Origin of the sequence: Bradyrhizobium sp. CCBAU 25338 (assembly GCF_028128965.1) — a bacterium.
Classification (GTDB): Bacteria; Pseudomonadota; Alphaproteobacteria; order Rhizobiales; family Xanthobacteraceae; genus Bradyrhizobium; species Bradyrhizobium liaoningense.
Window position 1 is genome coordinate 191,193 of record NZ_LFKY01000003.1, and the last position, 17,334, is coordinate 208,526.

Below are 17,334 nucleotides of genomic sequence, written 5' to 3' on the forward strand. Positions count from 1 at the left end.
ATGCGGGGGCGACCGGAATGCGATTCATCGTGCTGTCCGTGCTTGCGTTGCTGGCATTGCCGGCGGCCGCCTCGGCGCAATCCGAACGCTCGATCGCCGACAGGCTGCCGCTGTTTGCCAAGAACAACTGCCAGCAGATTCGCGACCCCGGCAACCAATTATTCTGCGGTGACGCCGAGCTGGCCGCCGCCGCCGAGAAGCTGAGCACGGCGATCGAGGCGCGGCTCGCCCGCCTGCCCGATCGCCTGCCTGCAATCGAGGAGAATGCGATCTGGATCCGACAGCGCAATCTCGGCTGCGGCATCGTCGGCCAGGCAGCCATCCGCCCCGACGATTTCGACCGGGTGAAGGCGTGCCTGCTCAAGGTGACCGAGGAGCGCGCCGCGATCGTGCGCGATCCTGATTTCGACTGCCTCGCGGCCAGCACCGCAGCGGGCGCACTGATCTGCGCGGACCCGTCGCTGGCGCTCGCCGAAACCGAGCTCAACGGCCAGGCGCTCGGCCTGATCGGCAAACTGGACCCGACTGCGGCCCGCTTTGCCTTCGCCGAATATGGAAGGTGGACGCGGGAGCGCGACCGCAAATGCAATCTGGTCGGCAAGGAGAACGTGCCGCTGCAAGAGCTCGAATCCGCGGAGGACTGTCTCGCCGACCATTTGAAGCGCAAGACCGATGAAATCCGCGCGGCGAAGGGGGACCCCAAGAAGGTGTTCGGCCGGCAGGTCGCGGCTCGCTCACCCGACACCGACGCGGTCGATTTCTGCGCCGCGCGCATCCATGCGGCCAATTCCTGCGGCAACTTCCTGCGCATCAATCGCGTCTACGCCATCGACAGCCAGGTGACCGAGCAGGAGGCGCAGGTCACTGGCGAAATCGAGATGGCCGTGCTGGCGCCCTTCACCATGTGCAGCAAGATCGCCTCCACCTGCACCGGCACCTGCTGGGACGCGAGGACGGGGCGTCCGCAGCCGGGAGCCGGCAACAAGGGACGTTCCACCGAGGCCTTCAGCGTCACGCGACGCCTCAGGATCCAGCGGACGTTTGCCTTCGTGAAGGCCGCCGACGGCTGGCGCTGCCGGGAAGACGAGCTGGCTCCGGTGAACTCGGGCACCGCGAGCGGGGGATCATGAACTCCTCTTCCTTCTCCCCTTGCGGGAGAAGGTGGCGCGCGCAGGCGCGCCGGATGAGAGGTTCTCTCCACTCGTAAACCATTCGTGGGGATAGAGACCCCTCACCCGGCTCGCCGCTTTGCGGCGATCCACCCTCTCCCGCAAGGGAGAGGGGGCACCGTCGGAGTCGCGCTAGACTCAATCAAAACATCAGATTGTCCTTCACCAGCACCCAGCGGCCGTTCTTGACCTGCTGGACCTGTGTGATGGTGGTGGCGAGATGGTTGGTCTTCGAGAACACCGTCGGCGGCGAATTGAAGATGTCCTGGAACTTGTCGCCGGACTCCAGAGCGTCGAGCATCTTCTGGCCAGTGAGATCCTTACCAGCCTTGTTGGCATAATGCGCGAACGTCATCACCGCATTGTAGCCGATGATCGCCTGGGTGTTGGCATCGGCGTTAAACATCTTCTTGTAATTGACGAGCCAGTCCTTCACCTTTCCTTTCGCGGTGTCTTCATAGGGAATCTCGAAGTTCGAAGCGGAATACAAGCCTTCCACCACTTCCTTGCCGAGCGCCGGCACTTCGAGCACGTTAACGGGCGTGGCGCCGAGGAAGGTGACGTCCCATCCGAGCTTCTTCGCTTCACTCATCGTGCCGATCGGCTCACGGAGGACCGCGCCGAGCACGACGAGGTCGCAGCCGTCGGACTTCATCTTGGCGACCTGCGCCGAAAAGTCGGAGGCGCCGCGCTTGTAGCTCGTGATCGAGGCCGGCTGCATTTTCATGGCAGCGAGCTGCTGGTTAAAACCATCGAGCACGTTCTTCCCGTACTCGTCGTCCTGATGCATGATGCAGGGCTTCTTGAAATTCTTTGCCTCAATCATGTATTTGAGCGCGGCCCGCGTGCTCTCGACATAGGGCAGGAGGTTGTTGAACTTCAGCCGCTCCTGCGGCTTGGCCGGATCGAACTTGAAGGTGAACTCGGCCGCCGTCAGCGGAAAGAGCTGCAGCACGCCGGCGTCGAGCAAGATATCCTGCGCAGCAAGCACGGTCGGCGATCCCATCGGCCCCACCATCGCGAAGATCTTGTCGCGCTCGATCAATTTCTGCGAAGCCAGCACGGCCTTCTTCGGATCGTAGCCGCTGTCTTCGACCACCAGGCGGATCTTGCGGCCGTTGATGCCGCCGGCGGCGTTGACCTCCTCGACCGCCATCTTCATGCCGTTGGAGACGGGGACGCCCCAGCCCTTGATCGGACCCGACAGGTCCTGATGGGTGCCGATGACGATCTCGGTCGCCGAGATGCCTTCGTTGGTGACCTTGGTTTGCGCTGCGGCCGGCAGACAGGTGAGCACCACGGTGCCCACAGCAAGGCCGAATGCGCTGAACGATTTCGACATTGACGTCTCCTCTCCTAAAGGCCCGTGTTGGACGAAGGGCGAGGGCCACGGCTCCTTCGCTTTCTCGAATCGACTGGCTCGTCACGCCACTGCACGCTCGCGATACATCGCCTCGATCTCGGCGGCGTAGCGCTTGTTCACGAAGCCGCGCTTCAGCTTCATGGTCGGCGTCAGCTCCTCGTCCTCCGGTGTGAGCTGGCGTTCGATCAGATAAAACCTCTTGATGGTCTCGACACGGGCAAAGTTGCCGTTGACCTGTTCGATCTCGCGCCAGATCAGGTCCTGGATTTCCCCCGCCCGGCACAGGCTGGCGTAATTGGTGAAGGGGATGTCGTGATCCTGGGCGAACTTCTCGACGTTCTCCTGGTCGATCATCACGAGGCAGGTGAGATACGGCCGTTTGTCGCCGATCACTACAGCGTCGGAAATGTAGGGCGAGAACTTGAGCTGGTTCTCGATCTCGGACGGGGTGATGTTCTTGCCGCCGGAGGTGATGATGATGTCCTTCATCCGGTCGGTGATGCGGACGAAGCCTTCATTGTCGATGGTGCCGACGTCGCCGGTGTGAAGCCAGCCGCGCGGATCGATGGTCTCGGCCGTCTTCTCCGGCTGGTTCAGATAGCCCATGAACAGGAAGTCGCCCTTGATCAGGATCTCGCCGTCGGGCGACAGCGCGACCTCGCCCCAGGGCACCGCGGTGCCGACCGAGCCGAGCTTGATCCTTTCCGCCGGCATCATGGTGGCGACCCCGCAATTCTCGGTCTGGCCGTAGACCTCGTGCATGTCGATGCCGAGCGCCAGATACCAGCGGATCAGCTCCGGTGCGATCGGCGCCGCGCCGGTGAACGCGATGCGGCAACGATCGAGCCCGATCATGCGGCGAATGTTGCGGAACGCGACCTGGTAGGCGATGCGGTTGGCGATCCGCAGCGACAGCGGCGGCGCCCTGCCCTCGAGCCGGCACTCGACCATGCGGTAGCCGATGCCGATCGCACGCCGATAGACCCATTGCTGCAGCGGCGTCGCATCCTTCAGCGCGATGGTGATGGCGGAATAGAACTTTTCCCAGACGCGCGGTACCGCGAGGAAGACGGTCGGTTGCACCTCGCGCAGATTGTCCGGCACGGTTTCCGGGCTCTCGGCGAAATTCATCACCGAGCCGAGCGCGACCGAGATGTAGTAGCCGCCGATGCGCTCGGCGACATGGCAGAGCGGCAGGAAGATCAGCCGGTCTTCGTCCTCTCGCGCCGGGATGAAGTCGTTGGCATGCCGCATCTGGTGCGTGACGCTGCGGTTGGCGTGCATCGCGCCCTTGGGCTGACCGGTCGTGCCGGACGTATAGACGAGGATCGCGAGATCGCCGGCGCTGCGGCTGTCGATCATCTCCTGCCACAGCGCTTCGCGGCCGACCATGTGGTTGCGGCCGAGCGCGCGAAGCTCGTCGAGCGACAGCACCATGTCATCACAGAAGCCGCTGAGGCCCTCCATGTCGAACACGATGATCTTCTGCAGGGACGGACAGCGTGCGCGGCAGGTGAGAATCTTGTCGAGCTGCTCCTCATCCTCGGCGAAAATCACCTTGGTGCGGGAATCGTTGACGAGATACTCGACCTGGGATGCGGAATCGGTCGGATAGATTCCGGAAGAGACGCCGCCGGCGCACAGGATACCCATGTCGGCATGGACCCATTCGGGGACGGCGTTGGCGACGATGGAGGCGACGTCGCCGGGCATGAAGCCGATCGCGCGAAGCGCGTAGGCGATCTCCTTCGAGATCTCCAGCCATTCGCGCCAGCTCGTCGGCTGCCAGATGCCGAACTTCTTCTCGCGGATCGCCGGCCTGTCGCCCCGCGTCTCGGCGGCGCGCAGGAAGCTCTTCGCGATCGTATCAGCGACCGTCAGCACCGCCGGTCGGGACATGCGCCTCTCCTCCTCCTTGTCGCCAGCCTCCGCTGCCTGCCTTGCCGGCGGTCTATGTTGCGGATGGTAGGCTCATCTTACTGCCAGCTCTTCCTCACCGCCACGTCTTCTTCTTTTTCCAGCGCCGCTCGCCTCGCGCGCCCGCTTCCTTGGCACCAAGGTAGAACTCCTGAATGTCCTGGGAATGCATCAAGCGGTCGCAGCTGTCGTTCATCACGATACGGCCGATCTCCAGCACATAGCCGTAATGTGCCGTCTCCAGCGCCACCTTGGCGTTCTGCTCGACCAAGAGGATCGACATGCCCTGCTCCTCATTGACCCTGCGGATGATGGTGAAGATCTCCTTCACCAGCAGCGGTGACAGACCGAGCGAGGGCTCGTCGAGCAGCAGCAGCGTCGGCCGGTTCATCAGGGCGCGTCCGATCGCGAGCATCTGCTGCTCGCCGCCGGAGAGCTGTCCGGCCGGCTGATTGATGCGTTCCTTCAGCCGCGGGAAATAGCCGTAGACACGCTCCAGATCCTCCGCAACGCCGTCCCGGTCCTTGCGCGGATAGGCGCCCATCATCAGGTTCTCGTGCACGGAGAGGAACGGGAACACCTCGCGCCCCTCCGGCACATGACTGAGACCAAGCCGCACGATCCGGTCGGCCTCCATGCGCTGGATCGGCCTGCCCAGAAACTCGATCGTTCCCTTCTGCGGATCGAGGATGCCCGAGATGGTCTTCAGCACCGTTGTCTTGCCGGCCCCGTTGGCCCCGAGCAGCGTGACGATTCGGCCGCGCGGCACTTCCAGCGAGATGCCCCGGATCGCCATGATCGGCCCGTAATAGCTCTCGACGTTGGAGAGCTTCAGGATGGTGTCCGGGGTCGTGGCGGCATCCATCGGTCAGGCTCCCAGATACGCGGCGACGACGTCGGGGTGCTGCTGCACCTCGGCGGGCGAGCCCATCGCCAGCACCCGGCCGTAGTTCAGCGCGATGACCCGATCGGAGACGCGATTGACCAGCGACATGTCGTGCTCGACCATCAGCACGGTGACGCCGAGCTCGTTCTTCAGGTCGCGGATCCAGAACGACATGTCGCCGGTCTCCTCGACATTGAGGCCGGACGACGGTTCGTCGAGCAGGATCAGTTTGGGCTCCGAGCACAGGGCGCGCGCCAGCTCGATGACCTTGCGCACGCCGTAAGGCAGCCCCGAGATCAGCTTGTCGCGATAGGGTTCGAGATCGAGGAATTCGATGACCTGCTCGACCCGGCGGCGATGCACCTTCTCGTTGGCCCGCACGCTCGGCAGGAACAAGAGCTCCTGCCAGAGCTGCGTGGTCGAATGGCGGTGGCGGCCGACCAGGAGATTCGACAACACGGTCGCATTCTCGAACAGCTCGATGTTCTGGAAGGTGCGGGCGATGCCGAGCCTGGCGATGTCGTAGGGCGGCTGCTCCGTAATGTCCTGGTCCTCGAAGAAGATGCGGCCCGAGGTCGGCCGGTAGATCCGCGAGATCAAGTTGAAGATCGAGCTCTTGCCGGCGCCATTCGGGCCGATGATCGAGAGGATCTCGCCCTTCTCCACCGCGAACGAGACCGCATCGACGGCCTTGAGGCCGCCGAAATGCAGCGACAGGTTCTCGGCGCGGAAATAGCTCATCGATTGCGCTCCGACTTCACATAGATCTTCTGCCGCTTGAAGGTGGCGCGCTTGTAGAGCGGGAACAGTTGGAAGAAGAGCTTGATCTTGAGCCAGCGGCCGTAGAGCCCGAGCGGCTCGAACAGCACGAACAGCACGATGATGATGCCGTAGATCGCGCCCTTCAGGCCGTTGAGCGAGGCGAAGGCCGCGACATTCGACTGGATGTTTCCCGCAGTCGCCGTGCTCGCCCCGAAGGTCGCGGCGATGCCGGCGATGATGCCGGGCATGTCGTCCTTGAGATAGGTCAGGAACGGATCGATCATCACGATGAAGATCGCGCCCAGCACCGCCCCGTGCAGGCTGAAAGTGCCGCCGATCAGGATCACGATGATGAACTCGATCGAGAGCTGGAGCGTGAACATCTCCGGCGAGATGAAGGAGAGCTTGTGCGCGAACAGCACGCCGGCAAAGCCGGTGATCGCCGCCGAGATGGCAAAGGACTTCACCTTGTAGAGCGCGACATTGACGCCCATGCTGCGCGCCGCCGTCTCGCTGTCGCGGATCGCGACGAAGGCACGGCCGGTCGGCGAGCGAAGCAGGTTCAGCGTGCCGACGATGGTCAGCACCAGCACGGCAAGACAGAGGTAATAGAAGGTCGGGCTGTCGCGCGGCACCGCGACGCCGAGCAGCGACAGCGTCTTGACCCGCATGCCCTCGTTGCCGTGGGTCACGCTCTCCCAGCGCGCCAGGATCTCCTCGACGATCAAGGCAAAGGAGATGGTGGCGATGACGAGGTAGATGCCGGTGAGCCGCAGGGCAGGAAAGCCGACCATGGCGCCGATGATGCCGGTCAAGAGCCCGGCGGCGAGGAAGTAGACCGGGAACGGCACGTTGTATGTCTGCAAATAGGCCGCGGTGTAGGCCCCGATCGCGAGGAACGCGGCGTGCCCGAGCGAAGCCTGGCCGGTGAAGCCGGTCAGGATCAAGAGCGCCACGCCGACGATTGCGTAGATGCAGACGAAGACGAGCTGGCTCATCAGATAGCTGGACAGCCCATGCGGTGCGATCAACAGCAGGGCGAGCAGGACGCCGTAGGTGACGATGTAGCCCGAATGCGGAAACAGCCTGATGTCGTCTTCATAATCGGTCTTGAACATGAAGCGCATGGCGTTCAGACCTTCTTGCGGACGTGGAGGCCGAATAGGCCTTCGGGCTTCAGGAGCAGCACCGTCAGCAGCACGACATAGGGCGCGACGTCCTTCCAGCCCTCCGGCAGGTAGAAGCCGGCCATGCTCTCGATCACCCCGATCAGAACGCCGCCGACCACGGCGCCCGGGATCGAGCCGAAGCCGCCGAGCACGGCGGCGGGAAACGCCTTCAGGCCGAGCACGAGGCCGACATTGGAGTGGATGAAGGTGATCGGCGCCAGCAGCACGCCGGCGCAGGTCGCGACCGCCGCGCTGATCGCCCAGACGACCGACACCACGCGCTTGACCGGAATGCCCATATAGTAGGCTGCCAGCATGTTCTCGGAACTGGCGCGCATCGCAGTGCCGAGCATGGTCTTGTTGAAGAACAGCCAGAGCAGCGCGCACAGGATCATCGTCGCCGCGATCACCGAGAGCTTGTCATAGGCGAGCACCAGCGAGCCCATGCGCAGCACGCCCTGGCTGAACGGCGTCTCGATCTTCAGGTCGTCGGTGCCCCAGATCATGCCGGCGACCGAGCGCAGGAAATAGCCCAACCCGATCGTCGCCATGATGATCGAGAACTGCGGATAGCCGAGGATCGGCCGCACCACCACGCGCTCCGCCACCATGCCGAACAGCGCCATCGCAGCCACCGCCCCGGCAAAGCCGATCCAGTAGTTGAGGCCCATCATGCCGATGAAGGTGAAGGCGAAGAAGCCGCCCAGCATCATCAGATCGCCCTGGGCGAAGTTGACGACCTCGGTAGCCTTGTAGACGAGCACGAAGCCGAGCGCGATCAGGCCGTAAACGCAGCCGAGCGCAACACCGCTGACCAGCTGCTGAACAAAATCCAGCATCGACGCGTGTCCTCCCGATGCGACCCGCGGTTCTTCCCGACCGCCTTGCCGCATCTTGTGTCCAGTCGCTACGCAGTCGTTTCGCTGCGTTAGCGCCATTTGTCCCGGCGCCAATTCAGCCTGAACGTCCGCGCGCTGTCAACAAACGGTGACTTGCCTTTGGTCGATCCCGGAGGAGGAATTTGAGGCAAAGCGATTCACCGTGCCGAAATATCTTCGGGTCATGGTCTCGGGCGATGCAAAACCGGATGGTGTGGCCGTCATGAAGCCGGACAACTCGGCGCTGGAAGTCCGAGGGTTAACGAAGCGTTTTGACCGTCCCGCGGTCGACGGCCTCGATCTCACCATTCACGCCGGCGAATTCTATGCGCTGGTCGGCCCCAATGGCGCCGGCAAGACCACCAGCCTGCGCATGGTTGCGGGCCTGCTGCGCCCCGATGCCGGCGCGATCTCGATCTTCGGCGTCGATGCGTTACAGAGGCCCGCCGCCGCCAAGCAGGTGATGGCATGGGTCTCCGACGAGCCCATGATCTACGACAAGCTCACCCCGCTCGAATACCTCGAATTCGTCGCCGGCCTCTGGGGCATCGCCCCCTCGGCTTCGGAACCGATCGCGCAAGAGCTGCTCAGCTCGCTCGGGCTCGCGCCGCACCGGCACGAGCGCTGCGAGGGCTTTTCCAAGGGCATGCGCCAGAAGGTCGCTCTCGCGGGGGCCCTAGTGCACGATCCCCGCCTCATCATCCTCGATGAGCCGCTGACGGGGCTCGATGCCGTCTCCGCACGCCACGTGAAGGACCTGCTCAGCGAGCGCGTCCGCGCCGGCTGCACCGTCATCATGACCACGCATATTCTCGAGGTCGCCGAGCGTATGGCCGACCGCATCGGCGTGATCGCGTCCGGGCGCCTGGTCGCCGAAGGCACGCTGGCGGAGCTGCGTCAACAAAACGGCCATGCCGACACCAGCCTCGAGGATCTCTTCATCACGCTGGTGACGCTTCAGGCCGCAGCATGAGCTCGGCAACGGCGCTGTCCTGGTTTGCGCGCCACGAGCTGCGGCTCGCCTGGCGCGAATGGTTCGCCATGATGACCGGCGGGCGGCGCAAGCGGACGCGCGCAGCCGTCATCGGCCTGCTCTGCTTCGCCGCGCTGCTGCACCTGCCCGCCTGGGCGGTGATCGGCCGTTTCGCCGACCTGCGGCTGCCACTCGACAAATCCTCGCTGATCGTGATTTCGGCGACGATTTTTCTCGCCTGGACCTTGATGCTGTCGCAGGCGATCGAGTCCGTGACGCGGGTGTTCTACGCCCGGGCCGATCTCGACCTGATCATGTCCTCGCCGGCGACACTGACCAATCTGTTCTCGGTCCGCATCGCCGCGATCGCGCTGACCGTCACCGTGCTGGCGCTGCTGTTCTCGACACCCTTCATCGACGTGCTGGTGATCGGCGGTGGCGCGCGCTGGCTTGCCGCCTTCGGCGTCGTTATTGCGATGGGCCTGTCGGCCGCGGCGATCGCGATCGCCGTCACCATTCTCTTGTTCCGCCTGATCGGCCCGGCGCGAACGCGCCTGATCGCCCAGGTCCTCGCCGCGATCATCGGCGCGGGATTCGTGATCGCGCTGCAGGTCGCGGCGATCATGTCCTACGGCACGCTGTCGCGCTTCACCATCCTGACCTCAGGCAGCCTCGTCGCCCACGCGCCCGACATCGGCAGCATCTGGTGGTGGCCGGCGCGGGCAACCATGGGTGACACCGAGGCGCTGCTGCTGCTTCTCGCGTTCGCCCTGGTGCTGCTCGGCAGCGTGATGGCGATCTTTTCGCACCGATTCGCCGACACCGCGATCGATGCAGCGGCATACGGCACGTCCGGCCGCGCCCGCGCGAAGGAGCGCCCGTTCCGCGGCGGATCGCGCCAGCAGGCGCTGCGGCGCAAGGAATTCATGCTCCTGTGGCGCGATCCCTGGCTGATCTCGCAGACGTTGATGCAGCTGCTCTATCTGGTGCCGCCGGCACTTTTGCTCTGGCGCAACTTTGCCGACAGCTCCGCGGCGCTGACGCTGATCACACCCGTCATCGTGATGGCGGCCGGACAGCTTGCCGGCGGGCTCGCCTGGCTGACGATCTCGGGCGAGGACGCTCCCGATCTCGTCGCCACCGCGCCGCTGACGTCGTCCAGCGTCATCCGCGCCAAGATCGAGGTGGTGCTGATCGCGATCGCCGTGATCTTCAGTCCGCTGGTCGTGGCGCTGGCCTTCGCCTCGCCATTCCAGGCGGTAATCAGCGCCGGCGCGATCATGGTCGGTGCGGCCTCGGCGACGGCGATCCAGCTCTGGTTCCGGGTGCAGGCCCGTCGCAGCCAATTCCGCCGCCGCCAGACGTCTTCGCGGCTTGCGACCTTTGCCGAAGCGTTCTCCTCGATCGGCTGGGCCGCGACCGCCGCTCTGCTGCTCGCCCTGCCGCTTGCCGGCCTGATCTGCGGCCTGATCACAGCCAGCCTCGTCGCCGCCACCTGGAGGTTCAGCCCCAGGCGGGCGTGAAGGTGCGACACTGACGCGCTGTTGATCGCTAGCTGTTGGCGGCGCACTACATTGCACGCTAGACTTTCCCCTGGCGTCATTGGGGACAGATCATGTGGCGACTGGTTTCGGCGGCTCTTGCGCTGTTCGGCGTATCCCTCGCACCTGCGCTCGCCCAGCAGCTACCTCAACGCAGCGAATGCCTGGCGATGGCCAACGCGGCGCCCCGCGTGATGCCGGCTGCGTTCCGACAAGCGGCAGCGGCGGCCGAGGTCCAAATCACCTATGCCGGCCATTCCACCTATTTCATCGACACGCCCGCCGGCTTGCGCATCGCGACCGACTATAGCGGCGCATACCAGGTGGGACGGCTGCCCGATGTCGTGACCATGAACCGGGCGCACAGCACGCACTATTCCTTGTATCCAGACAAGCGAATTCCCCATGTGCTGCATGGCTGGGCCGATGACGGCAAGCCGGCGATCGTGTCGGAGCGCATCAGCGATACCTTCATCCGCAACGTCACGACGGACATCCGCCGCTATTTCGGCGACGATGCCGGCAGCGACATGATCCGCGACGGCAATTCCATCTTCATCTTCGAGGCGGCCGGCCTCTGCATCGGCCATCTCGGCCACCTTCACCACAAGCTCGATGACAGCCATTTCGCCCAGATCGGACGGCTCGACATCGTGATGGTGCCGATCGACGGCACCTACACCATGTCGCTGGACGGCATCTCCGAGATCACCAAACGGCTGCGCGCCTCCGTGGTGCTGCCGATGCACCGCTTCGCCACCCCGCTCGACGACTTCATGCGCCGGATCGGCCAGCAGTTCGAGATCGACCGGCGCCTCGAGCGATCGTTCCGGATGTCGCGGGATGCGCTGCCGCCAAAGCCGACCGTGATCATCCTCGACGGGGTCTGAGGCGCAATTTTCTCCAAGCCGGCTGTCGGCCTTTGGTGTTGATCTCCCCGCGACAGGAGATCGACATGACCGGCTTTGCGAGATTGTTGCACGCGGACGGACCGAATCCCGAGCACGCTGCGGCGCTTCGGCTTTACGGCCGCTTCGTCGGCGACTGGGATGCCGAGATCACGGCCCATGGACCCGGCGGAACGAAACACGTAGCGCCCGGCGAGATCCATTTTGGCTGGGTGCTTGAAGGGCGCGCCGTGCAGGACGTCTGGATCATCCCCCGCGCCGCAGGCGGGGCGGCCTTCCCGATCGCCGGAAATTGGTACGGCACGACGCTGCGTGTCTACGACCCCGCCATTTCCGCGTGGCGGATCTCCTGGTTCGATCCCGGCCGCAGCGTGCTCCGCCAGCAGATCGGCCGTCCGCGCGGTGAGGACATCGTGCAGGAAGGCTCGACCGAAGCCGGCGAACTGACGCGGTGGAGCTTTACCGAGATCACGGACGACTCCTTTCACTGGCTCGGCGAATCCAAACCGGCCGCCGCACCCGATTGGCGCCTCGTGGTCGACGTGAGGGCGAAGCGACGCAAGGGCTGACGAAAGCGTCGCCGTGCTCGCGGCGACGGACGCGGTTGCAGAACGCGCGCTGCTGCGTGAAGAGATCAGATGCTAGGCTCCTTCCACAAGAACATAGAGGGAGCGAACGCCGATGGCCGCAAGCGGTCTGCCCGCCAACACGAGCGGGTTATTTGTCGAGCCACGCGAGGACTGGCTCGCGCTGCACCAGGAGGAAATCATCGATCCGGCGCGGCCGATCGTCGATCCCCACCACCATCTCTGGAATCGCGGCCATCGCTATCTGATCGAGGAGATGGCCGCTGACATCGCGTCCGGCCACAACGTCATCGCCACCGTCTATGTCGATTGCCGCTCGATGTATCGCGCTCACGGACCTGAGGCATTCCGGCCCGTCGGCGAAGTCGAGTTCGCCAACGGCGTCGCGGCGATGAGCGCCAGCGGAGCTTACGGCCCGGCCGCGATCTGCGCCGGTATCGTCAGCCACGCCAATCTTCTGCTGGGAGACGCCGCCAAGCCGGTGCTGGAAGCCGAGATCGCGGCGGGCAATGGCCGCTTCCGCGGAATCAGGCATTCCTCGGCCTGGGACGAAGACCCTGTCGTCGCCGGCATGTATGCGAACAGGCCGAAGGGACTGTTGCAGGATCCGAGCTTTCGCAAGGGCTTTGCCTGTCTGGCGCCGCTGAACCTCAGCTTCGATGCCTGGCTGTTCCATCCGCAGATCGGCGAACTGACCGAGCTGGCGCGCGCCTTCCCCGATACCAGGATCGTGCTCGATCATTGCGGCGGCCCAGCCGGCGTCGGTCGCTTTGCGGGCCGGCGCGAAGAGGTGTTTGCGCAGTGGCGCGCGTCGATCCAGGAGATTGCGACGTGCGAGAACGTGGTGGTGAAGCTCGGCGGGCTCGCAATGTGCCTGCTCGGCTACGACTTCCATCTGCGCGAGAGACCGCCGTCATCCGAGCAGCTTGCCGCGGCATGGCGCCCCTTTATCGAGACCTGTATCGAGGCATTCGGCGTGAAGCGAGCGATGTTCGAGAGCAATTTCCCGCCGGACAAGGGCCAGTGCAGCTACCAGGTGATCTTCAACGCGTTCAAGCGTATCGCCTCGCCCTTGAGCGAGGCCGAGAAGACGGCGCTGTTCTCGCAGACCGCGATCGACGTCTACCGGCTCGAGCTGCCGTCATGACGAAAAGAGGGGCCGGGATGTTGATCCCGCCCCCTCTTCATCGTGGCCGCTGGGAAGCGTCCTTGAAACCTTATTGTCCGCTTTAGCCGGCACCCATCAGCGAGGCCGGTTGGCGTTCGCCGGTGGAGGCAAACATCTTCTTCAGCTTGTTGACGACGCGGATCAGGAAGCCGATCATCACCGGATTGGTCTTGCGGCAGAACGCGATCTTCTTGACGTGCCCTTCGACATGCCATTTGGCATGCGCGCCATCACGGAAGAAAATGACATCGCCGGGGCCGTAGCGCTTGGGCGGCATGCCGTCGCTTTCGAGCACGATCGATCCTTCCATGATCATGATCGTCTCGTCGATATCGTAGTACCAGTTGAAGCGCCCCTCGGTGCAGGACCAGATGATCGTCTGGGCGGTGCCGTCGGCGCTGGTCGACAGGACACGCGAACGGGATACCGGATCGCCCTCGATGATCCAGGACGGCTCGATCGGCCGCAGCTCGAGGTCCACATTGCAACTACCGACTTCAATCAATGCGCGCGACATTCTGCTTCCTCGGGAAATGATATTTGGGGCCAGATCCCGGCCCGGACTGTTTCGAAAGATGCCCGGACGCTAGTGTTCCGTTTTTAATTCTTTCTTACGCCGGCTTCGAGAATCAGCCTGAAGCGGCCAGCGCAAACCGGTTAACGTCCCGATTCCCTTGCAAATCCGCCCACATGACCCGGTCCTCTCCCGGGTGCGACAAAATGCGCGAAGGCACTGGAGCGGAGCCCGCCAATGGCTCTACACCCAAGCTCTGGTAGCCGGCTCCGGCTGCGCGCGCGTTGCGTCCGCCGCAGGATGCGCACCAGGGCTCTCGAACTAACCGCGCGGGAATTGCGGCCGGTAGGTGGGCGCAGCGAGAACCTGTCGCCGCCGCGCTCACCTTCTCCCTTCGAAGAGAGTCACGCCGGCTATTTCGCCCATTCGCCCTTGCGGAACACGGGCACCTTGCTGCCGTCGGCCAAAATGCCGTCGATGTCGGTCTCGGCCGAGCCGATCATCCAGTCGATATGGATCAGGCTCTGGTTGCCGCCTTGCGCCGCGATCTGCTGCGGCGTGAGCTGGGCGCCGTTGACGAAGCATTTCGAATAGCACTGGCCGAGCGCGATGTGAGACGCTGCGTTCTCGTCGAACAACGTGTTGTAGAACAACAGGCCGCTCTGCGAGATCGGCGAGGAATGCGGCACCAGCGCCACTTCGCCGAGGCGCCGCGCGCCCTCGTCGGTGTCGAGCACCTTGTTCAGCACCTCCGCGCCGCGCGAGGCTTTTGCGTCGACGATCTTGCCGTCCTCGAAGCGCACGGCGATATTGTCGATCAGCGTGCCCTGATAGGATAGCGGCTTCGAGCTCACGACATGGCCGTAGACGCGACGGCAATGCGGCGTGGTGAAGACCTCTTCGGTCGGGATATTGGCGTTGCAGCTGATGCCGTTCTTGGAGAGCGAGGCGCCGCCTTCCCATTCGTGGCCGTCGGCAAGTCCGATGGTGAGATCGGTGCCGGGACCCGAATATTGCAGCGCGCGAAAGCGCTGGCCGTTGAGCCAGTTGGTGCGCTCGCGCAGGACCGCGTTGTGACTTGCCCAATTGCCCATCGCGTCCTCGCGATCGACGCGGGACGCGGCGAAAATCGCATCCGCGAGCTTGCCGACCGCGACGTCCTCGGGATCATCAGGGAACACCAGCTTCGCCCAGGACGGGCTCGGATAGGCGATGATGTTCCAGTTGGTGTCGAAGTTGACGATCTTCTCCAGCGCGGGCTGATAGGCCATCGAATTCGCCTTGCTCGCGCGCGCCACCTTGGAAGGATCCTCGCCCGACAGCAGCATCGGGTTGTCGCCGACGATGGCGAGGCGTGCGGTGTTGTCCGAGAACGCCCTGGCCATGCCCTCGTAGAGCCAGCCGGCGGCACGATCGAAACTGGCGTCGTGGCCATGGCGGTAGCGCGCCAGCGTCATCTCCTCGTCCGACAGGATCGGCGTCACGAGGCCGGCGCCGGCCTTGTAGGCATGCACGGCGATCCGCCGCACCAGCGGCAGCGCAATCGCGGGCGCCGTCAGAAGCAGATCCTGTCCCGGCCGCAAGCCCAGGCCCACCTTCACCGCCACCTCGGCCAGCCGGTCGAGCTTCGCGGGATCGATGGGAGTGGAGGTGTTGCGTTGATCAGTCATGCCGGGCCCTCTGCCGAAAGTCTCTCGCTCAATCTAAGTCTAGCATCGCAAGACACAAGTGTGCGAGCGTCCTGCAACGCACGAAAGATACGCAGTTTCACGCATTTTGGTTTTCAACGCGTTGCCGATATCAGCACCCGGTCGACCATGGCGGGCGCGAGTCCGAGGTAATTTTTCGGTGAGGTGAGCGCCTCGATTGTGGCGCGATCGATGCGGCTCGATATCCGCGAATCTGCGGACAGCGCATCGGCAAGGCTGATTCCCTTCTCGTTGGCCTGACGGCATGCATCATAGACCACGTCATGCGCCTCCTGCCGCCCGATCTGCGGCGCCAGCCCCATCATGACCGCTTCGGCCACAATCAGGCCGCGGCTGATGGCGAGATTGTCGTTCATCTTCGCCTCGTCCACGATGAGACCTGCGAGCGCAAATTTCGCCTGGTGCAGCGCGCCAGCGGTCAGCACGAAGCTTTCGGGGATGGCCATCCATTCGGCGTGCCAGGGACCCGTGGCGCGCTCGAAATCCTGCACCATGGCGTCGAGCATCAGGCCTGCGTGCTGGCGCACCGCCTTGGACGCCGCAAGCATCAGTTCGGAGGAGATCGGGTTGCGCTTCTGCGGCATGGTCGAGGAGGCGCCGCGCCCCTTGACGAAGGGCTCGTAGACCTCGGCGAACTCGGTCGAGGCCATGATCATGATGTCGAGCGCGATCTTGCCGAGCGAACCGGTGACGAGGGCGAGGAAGTTCACAGCTTCGGCGAATCCGTCGCGCGCGACGTGCCAGGTCGAGGCCGGAACGCCGAGCTTCAGCTCGGCACAGAGCGCCGCCTGCACCTCGAATCCCTTGTCGCCAAGCGAGGCCAGCGTGCCGGCCGCGCCGGCGAACTGGCCGACCAGCACGCGCGGCTTCATTTGCGCCAGACGCTCGGCATGGCGATCGAACATCGCGAGCCAGATCGCGGTCTTGTAGCCGAAGGTCACCGGCAGCGCCTGCTGGAGATGGGTTCGGCCCGCCATCGCCGTGTCGCGATGGCGCTTCGAGAGGTCGGCAAGGACCTTGCGCAGCTCGGCGATGTCGCGTTCGACGATCTCAATCGCGGCGCGCAGTTGCAGCACCACAGCGGTGTCCATGATGTCCTGCGTGGTCGCGCCCCAATGCAGGTAGCGGCCGGCCTCGCCACATTGTTTCACGATCTGATGCACCAAGGGGAGGATCGGATAGCCGACGACATCGGTCTCCTGCCTGAGCAGATCGAAATCGAGCGCGGCGACGTCGGTCCGCGCCGCGATCGCCGCGGCCGCCTCTTGCGGGATCACACCGCACTTCGCTTCCGCCTTCGCCAGCGCCACCTCGACCTCGGCATAGCGCGCGACCGTCGCAACGTCGGAGAACACCTCGCGCATCTCAGGCGTGCCGAAGGCGTCGCGAAACAGCAGGGAGTCGAGCACCGTGGTGGAGGCGGGGAAAGCTGGCATGGGCGTTTCTTCGTGGTTGGTGTTCTGTGTGGGCGGCAGCTTACGCAGGCCACGCATTTCGGCAATGGACATTCACCGTTCGCCACATTTACCGCGCCACGACATTGTGACGGCACGTCATCCTGTTAATCCGCCATTTGAAGGTGCGAGGCGTGCGATGCGCGGCAGCGCACGAAGAGCCTCGAAGGATGAGCGACCACGATGCAGCGGCCCTCCATCCTTCGAGGCCTCCGCCGCGCCTTGACGCCTCGGGATGACGGTGTGGAGCGACAAGCATGGTCCCGGCCCGGCGGCGATCCGCCGACCGCAACATTCCAGCTCCGGTTGTATTCCCCTCCGGAGAGGGCATGGCTG

15 protein-coding genes are annotated in these 17,334 nt (G+C 64.3%); 6 read left to right on the forward strand and 9 right to left on the reverse strand.

What is annotated here, in order from left to right; all coding sequences use genetic code 11:
- The first annotated feature begins 17 nt into the window (after nt 1-17).
- Entirely contained in the window at nt 18-1,130 is a 1,113-nt protein-coding gene (locus ACM42_RS06065) for a lysozyme inhibitor LprI family protein (protein WP_035671817.1), read from the forward strand.
- A gap of 181 nt (nt 1,131-1,311) precedes the next feature.
- On the opposite strand, the gene ACM42_RS06070 is transcribed toward ACM42_RS06065, so the two are convergent.
- The 6 genes from ACM42_RS06070 to ACM42_RS06095 all read right to left on the reverse strand — a co-directional run bounded on the left by ACM42_RS06070 (nt 1,312) and on the right by ACM42_RS06095 (nt 8,105).
- On the reverse strand, nt 1,312-2,511 hold the full coding sequence (locus ACM42_RS06070; protein WP_271527048.1) for an ABC transporter substrate-binding protein: 1,200 nt from the start codon (nt 2,509-2,511) through the stop codon (nt 1,312-1,314).
- A gap of 81 nt (nt 2,512-2,592) precedes the next feature.
- Entirely contained in the window at nt 2,593-4,431 is a 1,839-nt protein-coding gene (locus ACM42_RS06075) for an AMP-dependent synthetase/ligase (RefSeq protein WP_271527049.1), read from the reverse strand.
- A gap of 94 nt (nt 4,432-4,525) precedes the next feature.
- On the reverse strand, nt 4,526-5,314 hold the full coding sequence (locus ACM42_RS06080) for an ABC transporter ATP-binding protein (protein WP_028179064.1): 789 nt from the start codon (nt 5,312-5,314) through the stop codon (nt 4,526-4,528).
- Nucleotides 5,315-5,317: 3 nt separating this feature from the next.
- Nucleotides 5,318-6,076, reverse strand: a complete 759-nt coding sequence (locus ACM42_RS06085) for an ABC transporter ATP-binding protein (RefSeq protein ID WP_131871636.1) — start codon at nt 6,074-6,076, stop codon at nt 5,318-5,320.
- Nucleotides 6,073-7,224: a branched-chain amino acid ABC transporter permease gene (locus ACM42_RS06090; RefSeq protein WP_271527050.1), complete on the reverse strand. Its 1,152-nt coding sequence runs from the start codon at nt 7,222-7,224 to the stop codon at nt 6,073-6,075. Before ACM42_RS06090 ends, ACM42_RS06085 begins: the two co-directional genes overlap by 4 nt.
- Nucleotides 7,225-7,229: 5 nt before the next feature.
- On the reverse strand, nt 7,230-8,105 hold the full coding sequence (locus tag ACM42_RS06095) for a branched-chain amino acid ABC transporter permease (RefSeq protein ID WP_028179067.1): 876 nt from the start codon (nt 8,103-8,105) through the stop codon (nt 7,230-7,232).
- Nucleotides 8,106-8,328: 223 nt separating this feature from the next.
- On the opposite strand from ACM42_RS06095, the gene ACM42_RS06100 reads away from it, so the two are divergent.
- The 5 genes from ACM42_RS06100 (at nt 8,329) to ACM42_RS06120 (ending at nt 13,300) form a co-directional block, all read left to right on the forward strand.
- Nucleotides 8,329-9,117, forward strand: a complete 789-nt coding sequence (locus tag ACM42_RS06100; protein ID WP_271527450.1) for an ABC transporter ATP-binding protein — start codon at nt 8,329-8,331, stop codon at nt 9,115-9,117.
- Nucleotides 9,114-10,640, forward strand: coding sequence for a permease (locus tag ACM42_RS06105; RefSeq protein WP_271527051.1), 1,527 nt, complete (start codon nt 9,114-9,116; stop codon nt 10,638-10,640). The genes ACM42_RS06100 and ACM42_RS06105 overlap by 4 nt, the downstream gene beginning before the upstream one ends.
- A gap of 92 nt (nt 10,641-10,732) precedes the next feature.
- On the forward strand, nt 10,733-11,548 hold the full coding sequence (locus ACM42_RS06110; RefSeq protein ID WP_271527052.1) for an MBL fold metallo-hydrolase: 816 nt from the start codon (nt 10,733-10,735) through the stop codon (nt 11,546-11,548).
- 65 nt (nt 11,549-11,613) lie between these two features.
- Nucleotides 11,614-12,135 (forward strand): hypothetical protein, encoded by a 522-nt coding sequence (locus ACM42_RS06115; RefSeq protein WP_271527053.1) that lies wholly within the window; start codon nt 11,614-11,616, stop codon nt 12,133-12,135.
- Between the two features lie 112 nt (nt 12,136-12,247).
- A complete protein-coding gene (locus ACM42_RS06120; RefSeq protein ID WP_271527054.1) occupies nt 12,248-13,300 on the forward strand; it encodes an amidohydrolase family protein in 1,053 nt (350 codons plus the stop codon).
- A gap of 82 nt (nt 13,301-13,382) precedes the next feature.
- On the opposite strand, the gene ACM42_RS06125 is transcribed toward ACM42_RS06120, so the two are convergent.
- The 3 genes from ACM42_RS06125 to pcaB all read right to left on the reverse strand — a co-directional run bounded on the left by ACM42_RS06125 (nt 13,383) and on the right by pcaB (nt 16,980).
- Nucleotides 13,383-13,838 carry a cupin domain-containing protein gene (locus ACM42_RS06125; protein ID WP_028179073.1) on the reverse strand — a complete coding sequence of 152 codons (456 nt, stop codon included), beginning with the start codon at nt 13,836-13,838 and terminating at the stop codon, nt 13,383-13,385.
- Between the two features lie 410 nt (nt 13,839-14,248).
- The gene (locus ACM42_RS06130) at nt 14,249-15,505 is read right to left on the reverse strand and encodes an aminopeptidase (RefSeq protein ID WP_131871643.1); all 1,257 of its coding nucleotides are present in this window, start codon (nt 15,503-15,505) and stop codon (nt 14,249-14,251) included.
- A 113-nt stretch (nt 15,506-15,618) separates the two neighbouring features.
- Nucleotides 15,619-16,980, reverse strand: a complete 1,362-nt coding sequence (gene pcaB, locus ACM42_RS06135; RefSeq protein WP_271527055.1) for a 3-carboxy-cis,cis-muconate cycloisomerase — start codon at nt 16,978-16,980, stop codon at nt 15,619-15,621.
- Nucleotides 16,981-17,334 lie beyond the last annotated feature (354 nt).

What these genes read in the sequence shown, in the direction of transcription:
- ACM42_RS06065 (WP_035671817.1), top strand. Translation starts at nt 18, where the DNA reads ATGCGATTCATCGTGCTGTCCGTGCTTGCGTTGCTGGCATTGCCGGCG.
- ACM42_RS06070 (WP_271527048.1), bottom strand. Translation starts at nt 2,511, where the DNA reads ATGTCGAAATCGTTCAGCGCATTCGGCCTTGCTGTGGGCACCGTGGTG.
- ACM42_RS06075 (WP_271527049.1), bottom strand. Translation starts at nt 4,431, where the DNA reads ATGTCCCGACCGGCGGTGCTGACGGTCGCTGATACGATCGCGAAGAGC.
- ACM42_RS06080 (WP_028179064.1), bottom strand. Translation starts at nt 5,314, where the DNA reads ATGGATGCCGCCACGACCCCGGACACCATCCTGAAGCTCTCCAACGTC.
- ACM42_RS06085 (WP_131871636.1), bottom strand. Translation starts at nt 6,076, where the DNA reads ATGAGCTATTTCCGCGCCGAGAACCTGTCGCTGCATTTCGGCGGCCTC.
- ACM42_RS06090 (WP_271527050.1), bottom strand. Translation starts at nt 7,224, where the DNA reads ATGCGCTTCATGTTCAAGACCGATTATGAAGACGACATCAGGCTGTTT.
- ACM42_RS06095 (WP_028179067.1), bottom strand. Translation starts at nt 8,105, where the DNA reads ATGCTGGATTTTGTTCAGCAGCTGGTCAGCGGTGTTGCGCTCGGCTGC.
- ACM42_RS06100 (WP_271527450.1), top strand. Translation starts at nt 8,329, where the DNA reads ATGGTCTCGGGCGATGCAAAACCGGATGGTGTGGCCGTCATGAAGCCG.
- ACM42_RS06105 (WP_271527051.1), top strand. Translation starts at nt 9,114, where the DNA reads ATGAGCTCGGCAACGGCGCTGTCCTGGTTTGCGCGCCACGAGCTGCGG.
- ACM42_RS06110 (WP_271527052.1), top strand. Translation starts at nt 10,733, where the DNA reads ATGTGGCGACTGGTTTCGGCGGCTCTTGCGCTGTTCGGCGTATCCCTC.
- ACM42_RS06115 (WP_271527053.1), top strand. Translation starts at nt 11,614, where the DNA reads ATGACCGGCTTTGCGAGATTGTTGCACGCGGACGGACCGAATCCCGAG.
- ACM42_RS06120 (WP_271527054.1), top strand. Translation starts at nt 12,248, where the DNA reads ATGGCCGCAAGCGGTCTGCCCGCCAACACGAGCGGGTTATTTGTCGAG.
- ACM42_RS06125 (WP_028179073.1), bottom strand. Translation starts at nt 13,838, where the DNA reads ATGTCGCGCGCATTGATTGAAGTCGGTAGTTGCAATGTGGACCTCGAG.
- ACM42_RS06130 (WP_131871643.1), bottom strand. Translation starts at nt 15,505, where the DNA reads ATGACTGATCAACGCAACACCTCCACTCCCATCGATCCCGCGAAGCTC.
- pcaB (WP_271527055.1), bottom strand. Translation starts at nt 16,980, where the DNA reads ATGCCAGCTTTCCCCGCCTCCACCACGGTGCTCGACTCCCTGCTGTTT.